Here is a 10,679-nt window from a genome sequence, read left to right on the forward strand (position 1 = left end):
ACTTCTCATGGAAGTCCGAGGGCGGTTCCGTTTTGTCCTGGCGGGAATGCTCGCTCCTGCGCTAAACAACCTGTATGCAATCATCATCACGCATGAAAGTTGCACTCGCCGGAGTCGTCCTCGGGCTCTTCGCGGCCTTCGCGGGACCCGGCTCCACCGCGTCGGCCACACCCACCGACACCACCGTCGGCGAGGTCACCGGCTTCGCCGCCGACGGGGCCGTCTACCGGCTGACCGCCGGCCACACCGAGGCCCGCGTCTCCTTCGTCACCGACGACACCTTCCGCATCGAACTCGCCCCCGACGGCAGGTTCACCGACCCCACCGGCACCGACATCACGCTGCCCCAGGGCCCGCCGCCGGCCACCCGCTGGCGCGACCTCGGCGACCGCTACGAACTCGCCACCGCCAAGGTGACCCTGCGCGCCACCAAGTCACCCCTGCGCTTCTCGGCCGTGCGCGCCGACGGCACCCCGCTCTGGACCGAGACCCAGGGCCTCACCTGGAACCAGGACCGCACCGTCCAGACCCTCGCCCGCGGCGCCGACGAGCAGTTCTACGGCGCCGGCATGCAGAACGGCCGCGGCAACACCTCCCACCGCGACAAGACCGTCGAGGTCGGCGTCGACTACAACTGGAACGACGGCGGCCACCCCAACTCCGTCCCCTTCTACCTCTCCTCCGCCGGATACGGCGTCTACCGCAACACCTACGCGCCCAACACCTACGCCTTCACCGACCCGGTCACGACCAGCGCGAAGGAACAGCGCTTCGACGCCTACTACTTCGCCGGCAGCGGCGGCGACGCCCTCAAGGACGTCATAGGCCAGTACACCCGGCTCACCGGCAAGCCCTTCCTGCCGCCCGTGTACGGCCTGGAGATCGGCGACTCCGACTGCTACCTGCACAACGCCAACCGCGGCGAGCGCCACACCCTCGACGCCCTGAAGGTCGCCGACGGCTACGTCGCGAACGACATGCCCAACGGCTGGATGCTCGTCAACGACGGCTACGGCTGCGGCTACGAGAACCTCGCCGAGACCACCGCCGGCCTCGCGCAGCGCGACATGAAGCTCGGCCTGTGGACCGAGGACGGCATCGACAAGCTCGCCGACCAGGTCAAGGCCGGCCAGCGGGTCGCCAAGCTCGACGTCGCCTGGGTCGGCTCCGGCTACAAGTTCGCCCTCGACGGCTGCAAGGACGCCCACGCCGGGATCGAGGCCAACAGCGACGCCCGCGGCTTCACCTGGGCCCCCGAGAGCTGGTCCGGCGCCCAGCGCTGCGGAGTCCAGTGGTCCGGCGACCAGTCCGGCAGCTGGGAGTACATCCGCTGGCAGATCCCCACGTACGCGGGCGCGTCCATGTCCGGGCTCGCCTACACCACGGGTGACGTCGACGGCATCTTCGGCGGCAGCGCCAAGACGTACACCCGCGACCTCCAGTGGAAGATGTTCCTGCCCGTCACCATGACCATGGACGGCTGGGCCGCCAACGACAAGCAGCCCTTCCGGTACGGCGAGCCGTACACGAGCATCAACCGTGCCTCGCTCAAGCTGCACGAGGCCCTGCTTCCGTACCTCTACAGCCACGCCTACCGGGCCACCCGGACCGGCGTGGGCGTCGCCCGGCCGCTCGCCCTCGAATACCCGGACGACCCGAAGGCCGCGACCGACGCCGCGAAGTACGAGTTCCTCAGCGGCGAGGACTTCCTGGTCGCGCCCGTCTACCGGGACGCGGTGGAGCGTGACGGTATCTATCTGCCCGAGGGAACCTGGATCGACTACTGGAGCGGCCGCACCTACCAGGGCCCCGTCACCGTCGACGACTACAGCGCCCCGCTCGACACCCTGCCCCTCTTCGTCCGGGCCGGGGCGGCCGTCCCCATGTGGCCCGGCTCCATCCGCTCGTACCAGGACCGCGCCCCCGGTGACCCGATCGCCTGGGACGTCTACCCGAAGGGCAACACCTCCTTCGAGCTGTACGAGGACGACGGCGTCACCCGCGAGCACCGCACCGGGAAGTACGCCACCCAGCGCGCCGAGGTCGGCGCCCCGCAGGCCGGCCCCGGCGACGTCACCATCCGCCTGGGCGCCAGCACCGGCTCGTACACCGGCAAGCCCGCCGCCCGGCCGTACGCCTTCACCGTCCACACCGGCGACGCCCCCGGCACGGTGAAGCTCGACGGACGCGCGCTGCCCGCCCTCACCTCCCGCGCCGCCTTCGACGCGGCCGGCCAGGGCTGGTGGTACGACCGCGACGAGCGCGGGGGAGTGGTCCGGATCAAGACCGCGGCCCAGTCCACCGACCGCGGCTTCGAACTGCGCCTGACCGAGACCAGCGCCGTCGGCGGGGCCGTCCCCGGCGCCTCCGCCGTCCTCGCCGCCCCCACCGGGCAGGAGCTCGGCACCGGCACTCCCGGCACGGTCGCCGTGGACGTCACCGCGGGCACCCGGGACGCCACCGACGTACGGGTCTCCCTCGCCGTCCCCGCCGGCTGGCAGGTCACCCCGGCCGCCCCGATCGCCCGCATCCCGGCCGGCACCACCCGCCGGGTCCAGGTCGCCGTCACCCCGGCGGCGGACGCCAAGCTCGGCGAGGCCACCCTCACGGCGACCGCCCGCCACCGGGCCGCGGGCACCGACCGCACCGCCGTCCAGCGGTTCGCGATCGGGGTGATGCCCCCGGCGCCGACCGCCGATGCCTGGGCGAGCGACCTGGCCTGGCTGCGCACCACCAACGGCTGGGGACCGCCCGAGCGCGACCGCTCCAACGGCGAGTCCGGCGCCGCCGACGGCCACCCGCTCACCCTGGCAGGAAAGACCTACGAGAAGGGCATCGGCGCCCACGCCGACTCCGACATCGAGGTCTACCTCGGCGGCCGCTGCACCACCTTCACCGCCGACGTCGGCATCGACGACGAGATCGACGGCTACGGGGACGTGGCCTTCTCCGTCGAGGCCGACGGCCGGGTCCTGTGGACCTCGCCCCGGCTGACCGGCGCCTCCGCGACCCTGCCCGTGAACGTCGACGTGACCGGCGCCCGGCACGTCCGGCTGAAGATCACGGACACCAACGGGTCGAAGAGCGGCGACCACGGAGACTGGGCGGCTGCCCGCTTCGGCTGCGCCTGACACACGAACGGGAGGGGCGCCCTCGGGCACCCCTCCCGTTCTGCCGTCCTACGTCCCGGCCTCGCCGTCGGGCCCTTCGGGACCGTCGCCGGATCCCCCGGCCGGCCCCTCGTCGGCATCCGACCCGGCATCCGACCCGGCATCGGTTCCGGCATCCGACCTGGCATCGGTTCCGGCATCATCCGGCCCGGCATCCGGCCCGGCATCCGTCCCCGGGACCGACTCCGGGCCCGGCTGCTCCGGCTTCGGCGGGCGGGTCCGGCCGCTGCCGGAATCCCTCAGGAACTCGCCGCCCTCCGTCGCCACGCCCGGACCGGAACCCGGGCCCGTGCCCGGCTCGCGCCGCCGCAGATACCGCTCGAACTCCCGGGCGATCGCCTCGCCCGAGGCCTCCGGCAGCTCCGCCGTGTCCCGCGCCTCCTCAAGGGTCTGCACGTACTCGGCGACCTCGCTGTCCTCGGCCGCCAGCTGGTCCACGCCCAGCTGCCAGGCCCGCGCGTCCTCCGGTAGCTCGCCCAGCGGGATGCGCAGCCCGATCAGGTCCTCCAGACGGTTGAGCAGCGCCAGCGTCGCCTTCGGGTTCGGCGGCTGCGAGACATAGTGCGGCACCGCCGCCCACAGGCTCACCGCCGGCACGCCCGCGTGCGTGCACGCCTCCTGGAGGATGCCCACGATGCCCGTCGGGCCCTCGTACCGGGTCTCCTCCAGGTCCATCGTCCGCGCCAGGTCCGGATCGGAGGTCACCCCGCTGACCGGGACCGGCCGGGTGTGCGGGGTGTCCCCGAGCAGCGCGCCCAGGATCACCACCATCTCCACGCCCAGCTCGTGCGCGAAGGCGAGCAGCTCGTTGCAGAACGAGCGCCAGCGCATCGAGGGCTCGATCCCGCGCACCAGCACCAGGTCGCGGGGCTTCTCGCCGCCGACCCGGACCACCGAGAGCCGGGTCGTCGGCCAGGTGATCTTTCTGACCCCGTTGTCCAGGAAGACCGTGGGGCGGTTGACCTGGAAGTCGTAGTAGTCCTCGGCGTCGAGCGCCGCGAACACCTCGCCCTTCCATTCCCGGTCGAGATGGGCGACCGCGGTGGAGGCGGCGTCGCCGGCGTCGTTCCAGCCCTCGAACGCGGCCACCATGACCGGGTCGATCAGCTCGGGTACCCCCTCGAGCTCGATCACCCAGCGCCTCCTTATTCGAAGTTCCTGTCGTACGGCCCCACCTTACGGCTTTCCGGTGGTCCGCCCGCAGCCCCCGGACGTCCCCGAAAACCCGTGCGGCCTTGATCGACTACCCAGGAACTCGCCTCCGCACACGGCGGAGTCACTCCTCCCACAGCGTGCTGGGCGCCTCTCTCCGCACCACCGGCGCGATCTCCTCGGCGAACCGCTGGAGGGTCTCCTGCTGCTCGGCCGTCGACTGGCCGAAGGTGTCGACCGAGATGGACTGCAGGTCGTGCCCGTAGGACGCGTGGTAGCCGAGGATCTTGTCGATGATCTGCTGCGGGGAGCCGATCAGCTGGGGGCCGTCCGCGATCGCGTCCTCGATCGTGCGGAACGGCGTGTTGTAGCCGGCCCTGCCCTCCAGGTGCGGCCTGAAGCTCTGCCGCACCTTCGCCTCGTACAGCTCCTTGTAGCGGCCGACCGCCTGCTCGGGGGTGTCGGCGATGAGCAGCCCGCCGGAACCGGCCGCCACGCGCGCGTGGGCCGGGTCGTGCCCGTACTCCTCGAACTTCTCGCGGTAGTGGGCGATGAGCTTCGCGTACGCCTCGCGGGGCTGGATCGCGTTGGCGGTGAAGAGCGGATCGCCGTGCTTCGCGGCGAGCTCGGGGGAGTTGAGGCTGGTGGCCGAGCCGTGCCAGATCCGGGGCGGACCGGCGTACGGCCGCGGCACCGTGGTCACGTTCTTCAGCGGCGGCCGGAACTCGCCCTCCCAGTCGACGCCCTCCTCCGTCCAGAGCCGGCGGAGCAGCTCGTACTTCTCCTTCTGGAGGTCCCACTGCCGCTCCTCGTCCAGGCCGAAGAGGTCGAAGTGGCCGGCCTCCGCGCCCTTGCCGACGACGAGTTCGAGCCGGCCCCGGGAGAGCTGGTCGAGCGTCGCGTAGTCCTCGGCGACCCGGACCGGGTCGAGGATCGCGACCACGGTGACGCCGGTGAGCAGCCGGATCCGGCTGGTGCGGGCGGCGAGCGCGGCGAGCAGCACGGTCGGGGCCGAGGAGAGGAACGCGCCCGCGTGCCGTTCGCCGACCGCGTACGCGTCGAAGCCGAGCCGTTCGGCGGTCTCGCCGAGCGTGACGACCTGCTCCAACCGGTCGGCGGCGGACAGCAGTTCGCCGGTGAGCGGGTGCGGGGAGTGGTGGACGATCGTGAGCACCTGAAACTTCATGTCTCAACTGTGCGCGCCGAGTGTTGCGGGAGTGTGGCGGGCGCATGGCACGCCTCAGGGGCGGCCCCCTCGAAGAGGAACCGCCCCTGGAAGCACGGGACTTACTGCTTGCGCAGCATCGACTCGACGTCGGCGCGGATCTCGTCCGTCGCGAGACCGCGGATGGTCAGCGTCGTACGGCGGCGCAGCACGTCGTCCGCCGTCTCGGCCCACTCGTGGTCGCGGGCGTAGGCGACCTGCGCCCAGATCTCCGGGGCGTCCGGGTGTATCCGGCGGGCGAGCTCGGGGTTCTCGTTCGCCATCCGGGCGATGTCGAAGGAGAGCGAGCCGTAGTGCGTGGCCAGGTGCTTGGCGGTGTCGGCGGCCATCCGGGGGCCGGGCGCCGGACCGTCGACGAGCAGCCGGTGGGCGACGGCGTTCGGGTTGGCGATACCGGGCAGCGGGAGGCGCTTCGGCAGCGCGGACACGGGCTCGTAGTCCTCGCCGAGCGGGTGGCCGGGGAGCTGCTCCAGCTTCTTCATGACCGTGCGGCCGATGTGGCGGAAGGTCGTCCACTTGCCGCCGGCCACCGACAGCATGCCGCCGCGGCCCTCGGTGACGACGGTCTCGCGCTTGGCCTTGGAGGTGTCGCCGGGGCCGCCCGGGAGCACCCGGAGGCCGGCGAAGGCGTACGTGATCAGGTCGCGGGAGAGCTGCTGGTCGCGGATGGAGAAGGCGGCCTCGTCCAGGATCTGGGCGGTGTCCTTCTCGGTGACCTCGACCTGGCCGGGGTCGCCCTCGTACTCCTCGTCGGTGGTGCCGAGGAGCAGCATGTCCTCCCAGGGGAGGGCGAAGGTGATGCGGTACTTGTCGATCGGGGTGGCCAGGGCCGCCTTCCACGGCGAGGTCCGCTTGAGGACCAGGTGCGCGCCCTTGGAGAGGCGGATGGAGGGGGCCGCGTTGGGGTCCTCCATCTTGCGCAGGTGGTCGACCCACGGGCCGGTCGCGTTGAGCACGAGGCGGGCGTTCACGCCGAACTCGTCGCCGGTGGTGCGGTCCTTCAGCTCCGCGCCGGTGACCCGGCCGCGGGTGAAGCGCAGCCCGGTGACCTCGGCGTGGTTGAGGACGGTGGCGCCGGCGTCGACGGCGGCGCGGACCGTCATCAGCGCCATGCGGGCGTCGTTCATCTGGTCGTCGCCGTAGACGGCGACGGCCTTGAGGTTGTCGGTGCGCAGCTCCGGCACGTCCTGCGCGGCCTTGGCGGGGGAGAGCAGGTGCCCGACGCCGTCGCCGAAGGCCGAGAGGGCGGAGTACGCGAAGACTCCGGCTCCCAGCTTGGCGGCGCCGTGCGGGCCGCCCTTGTAGACGGGCAGGTAGAAGGTGAGCGGGTTGGCGAGGTGCGGTGCCACCTGGCGGGAGACCGCACGCCGCTCGAAGTGGTTCTCCGCGACCAGCTTCACCGCGCCGGTCTGCAGGTAGCGCAGGCCGCCGTGGAGGAGCTTGGAGGAGGCGGAGGAGGTGGCGCCGGCGAAGTCGCCGGCGTCCACCAGGGCCACCCGCAGGCCCGACTGCGCGGCGTGCCAGGCGGTGGAGATGCCCAGGATGCCGCCGCCGATCACCAGGAGGTCGTACGTCGCCTTGGAAAGCTGTTCCCGGGTCTCGGCGCGGCTCGGCAGGGAACCGGCAGCCGGGTGCGTCCCGAGGGCAGGGACGCTCTGCAGGGTGGTCATCTCGTATTACTCCTCGTCCTCGATCCAGCCCATGGTCCGCTCAACGGCCTTGAGCCAGCTCTTGTACTCGCTGTCACGCTTGTCGGCGTCCATGCGAGGGGTCCATTCCGCCGCCCGGCGCCAGTTGGCGCGCAGCGCGTCGGTGTCCGGCCAGAAGCCGACGGCCAGACCGGCGGCGTAGGCGGCGCCGAGGCAGGTGGTCTCGGCGACCATGGGGCGCACGACGGGCGCGTCCAGGAAGTCCGAGAGGGTCTGCATCAGCAGGTTGTTGGAGGTCATGCCGCCGTCGACCTTGAGCGCGGTCAGCTCGACGCCGGAGTCCTTCGTCATGGCGTCGGTGATCTCGCGGGTCTGCCAGGCGGTGGCCTCCAGGACGGCGCGGGCGATGTGCGCCTTGGTGACGTACCGGGTGAGGCCGGCGATGACACCGCGCGCGTCGGAGCGCCAGTACGGGGCGAACAGGCCGGAGAAGGCCGGCACGAAGTAGGCGCCGCCGTTGTCCTCGACCGAGGACGCGAGGGTCTCGATCTCGGCGGCGGACTTGATCAGGCCCATCTGGTCGCGCATCCACTGCACCAGCGAGCCGGTGACGGCGATGGAGCCCTCCAGGGCGTAGACCGGCTTGGCGTCGCCGATCTGGTAGCCGACCGTGGTCAGCAGGCCGCTGTAGGAGTTGATGATCTTGTCACCGGTGTTCATCAGCATGAAGGTGCCGGTGCCGTACGTGGACTTGGCCTCGCCCTCGGCGAAACACGTCTGGCCGAAGAGGGCGGCCTGCTGGTCGCCGAGCGCGGAGGCGACCGGGACGCCGTCGAGGATGCCGCCCTTGACCGTGCCGTACACCTCGGCGGAGGAGCGGATCTCCGGCAGCACGGTGGCCGGGATCTCCATGGACTGCAGGATCTTCTCGTCCCAGGCCATGGTGTGGAGGTTCATCAGCATGGTGCGGGAGGCGTTGGTGACGTCGGTGACGTGGTGGCCGCCGTCGACGCCGCCCGTGAGGTTCCAGATGACCCAGGAGTCCATGGTGCCGAAGAGGATGTCGCCGCGCTCGGCGCGCTCGCGCAGGCCCTCGACGTTGTCGAGCAGCCAGCGGACCTTCGGGCCGGAGAAGTAGCTCGCGAGCGGCAGGCCGGTCTCGCGGCGGAAGCGGTCCTGGCCGACGTTGCGGCCGAGCTCCTTGCAGAGGGCGTCGGTGCGGGTGTCCTGCCAGACGAGGGCGTTGTGGACGGGCTCACCGGTGTTCTTGTCCCAGAGCAGCGTGGTCTCGCGCTGGTTGGTGATGCCGATGGCCTTGACGTCGGCGGCGGTGATGTTCGCCTTCTCCAGCGCGCCGGCGACGACCTCCTGGACGTTGGTCCAGATCTCGGCGGCGTCGTGCTCGACCCAGCCCGGCTTCGGGAAGATCTGCTCGTGCTCCTTCTGGTCGACGGAGACGATCCGGCCGTCCTTGTCGAAGACGATGCAGCGCGAGGAGGTGGTGCCCTGGTCGATGGCCGCGATGAAGGGGCCGGAGGTGTGTGCGTCGGTCACGGTGTGCTCCAAGGGAAGTCTGGAAGAAGGACGGCTCAGGCGAACGCGATGTTGTAGATACCCGCGGCGATGGCGCCACCGATCAGCGGACCGGCGACCGGGATCCAGGCGTAGCTCCAGTCGGAGCCGCCCTTGTTCGGCAGCGGGAGCAGGGCGTGCACGATGCGCGGGCCGAGGTCACGGGCCGGGTTGATGGCGTAACCGGTCGGGCCGCCGAGCGAGAGGCCGATGGAGACCACGACGAACGCGGTGATCAGGGCGCCGATGACGCCGAGGCCCTTGCCGCTGTCGTTGAGGCCCTGGGTGAGCACGGCCAGGACCAGCACGACGGTGCCGATGATCTCGGTGGCCAGGTTCTGCCAGGTGTTACGGATCTCGGGGCCCGTGGAGAAGACGCCCAGCACCGGGCCGGGGCCCTCGATCGGCTTCTCGCCGATGGTCTCCGGGTCCGTGAGGTGGGCCTGGAACTGGCCGTAGTAGGCCACCCAGACCAGCGCCGCGCCGATCATCGCGCCGAGCAGCTGGCCGGCGATGTAGACCGGGACGTTGCTCCAGTCCCCGTCCTTGATCGCGATTCCGACCGTGACGGCGGGGTTCAGATGGGCGCCCGAGAGGGAAGCCGTCATGTAGACGGCCGTCATGACGGCGAAGCCCCACCCGAAGGTGATCGCGAGCCAGCCCGCGTTGCGGGCCTTGGAGCTCTTGAGCGTGACGGCGGCGCACACACCGCCGCCGAGCAGAATGAGTACGGCGGTACCGATGGTCTCGCCGAGGAAGATGTCGGAGCTGGACACCCGCGACTCCTTTGTCCTTCGTCCAGGGGAAGGCGAACCACGGGTTCACTCCGATGGTCCGCGCCCTCGTGTGAGGGCGTTGCCGGCCCTTGGCACTGCCACACCTTAGCGCGTATTGCCGTTAGGTGTTCGACAATGCCGACCGATGAACGGAAGTTTTGCCCCCGGGTTAACAGCACGTCAAGGGTCTGGGAAGTGAAAAACCCGCCGATGACGCGATCGTTACCGGCGGGTTCGACTCAGTTGTACGGGCTGCCGCACGCAGCCGTACGGAGGGTGGTCGGCCACGCCTCCGCGGGAGGTCAGAAGCGCCCGGCCCCCAGGTCACGGGAGACCGCGCGGGCGCAGTCCCGCACCGCGGCCACCAGCTCCGGACGCAGCTCCCCGCCCGGGCAGACCCGCTCCACGGCGCCCGTGACCGCCACCGCGCCCACCGGCATCCGCCGCCGGTCGTGGATCGGCGCCGCCACCGACGCCACGCCCTCCCAGGTCTCCTCCACGTCCGCCGCCCAGCCGCGGGCCCGCGTCATGTCGAGCAGCGACTCGAAGTCGCCGAGCTCCGTGGTCGTCCGGGGCGTGAACGCCTCCCGCTCGACCTCCAGCACCTCGCTGTGCGCCACCGGGTCGTACGCCGAGAGGATCTTGCCGAGCGCCGTGGAGTGCAGCGGCTGCATGGCCCCCACCTCCAGGACCTGACGGCTGTCGTCCGGCCGGAAGACGTGGTGCACGATCAGCACGCCCCGCTGGTGCAGCACCCCCAGGTGCACGCTCTCGCCGCTGGACCGGGCCAGGTCGTCCGTCCAGACCAGGGCGCGCGCCCGCAGCTCGTGCACGTCCAGATAGCTGTTGCCGAGCCGCAGCAGCTCGGCGCCCAGCTGGTAGCGGCCCGAGGCCGCGTCCTGCTCCACGAAGCCCTCCGCCTGGAGGGTGCGCAGGATGCCGTGGGCCGTCCCCTTGGCCAGCCCGAGCGAGGACGCGATGTCGGACAGGCCGAGCCGGCGCTCGCCGCCCGCGAGCAGTCGCAGCATGGCCGCCGCTCGTTCAAGCGACTGGATGTTCTTCGCCATCGCCCGGCCCCTCACCCTTCTCACACTGTTCGACAATGCTGAACACTATCGGTCGATGCCGACCTTGC

The 10,679-nt window shown here is 71.2% G+C and carries 7 protein-coding genes; 1 reads left to right on the forward strand and 6 read right to left on the reverse strand.

The window, feature by feature from the left end:
* Positions 1 to 74: 74 nt before the first annotated feature.
* A complete protein-coding gene (locus tag ACWGN5_RS14960) occupies positions 75 to 3,131 on the forward strand; it encodes an NPCBM/NEW2 domain-containing protein (protein WP_453514925.1) in 3,057 nt (1,018 codons plus the stop codon).
* A 48-nt stretch (positions 3,132 to 3,179) separates the two neighbouring features.
* On the opposite strand, the gene ACWGN5_RS14965 is transcribed toward ACWGN5_RS14960, so the two are convergent.
* The 6 genes from ACWGN5_RS14965 to ACWGN5_RS14990 all read right to left on the reverse strand — a co-directional run bounded on the left by ACWGN5_RS14965 (position 3,180) and on the right by ACWGN5_RS14990 (position 10,611).
* Positions 3,180 to 4,304, reverse strand: coding sequence for a PAC2 family protein (locus ACWGN5_RS14965; RefSeq protein WP_453514928.1), 1,125 nt, complete (start codon positions 4,302 to 4,304; stop codon positions 3,180 to 3,182).
* A 142-nt stretch (positions 4,305 to 4,446) separates the two neighbouring features.
* Positions 4,447 to 5,508 (reverse strand): LLM class flavin-dependent oxidoreductase, encoded by a 1,062-nt coding sequence (locus ACWGN5_RS14970; RefSeq protein ID WP_453514930.1) that lies wholly within the window; start codon positions 5,506 to 5,508, stop codon positions 4,447 to 4,449.
* Between the two features lie 101 nt (positions 5,509 to 5,609).
* Entirely contained in the window at positions 5,610 to 7,217 is a 1,608-nt protein-coding gene (locus ACWGN5_RS14975; protein WP_453514933.1) for an FAD-dependent oxidoreductase, read from the reverse strand.
* Positions 7,218 to 7,223: 6 nt separating this feature from the next.
* Positions 7,224 to 8,750: a glycerol kinase GlpK gene (glpK, locus tag ACWGN5_RS14980; protein WP_369143303.1), complete on the reverse strand. Its 1,527-nt coding sequence runs from the start codon at positions 8,748 to 8,750 to the stop codon at positions 7,224 to 7,226.
* Positions 8,751 to 8,785: 35 nt separating this feature from the next.
* On the reverse strand, positions 8,786 to 9,544 hold the full coding sequence (locus ACWGN5_RS14985; RefSeq protein WP_453514936.1) for an MIP/aquaporin family protein: 759 nt from the start codon (positions 9,542 to 9,544) through the stop codon (positions 8,786 to 8,788).
* Between the two features lie 302 nt (positions 9,545 to 9,846).
* On the reverse strand, positions 9,847 to 10,611 hold the full coding sequence (locus ACWGN5_RS14990; protein WP_453514939.1) for an IclR family transcriptional regulator: 765 nt from the start codon (positions 10,609 to 10,611) through the stop codon (positions 9,847 to 9,849).
* Positions 10,612 to 10,679: the final 68 nt, after the last annotated feature.

The sequence above is a fragment of the Streptomyces sp. NPDC055815 genome, assembly GCF_053616475.1.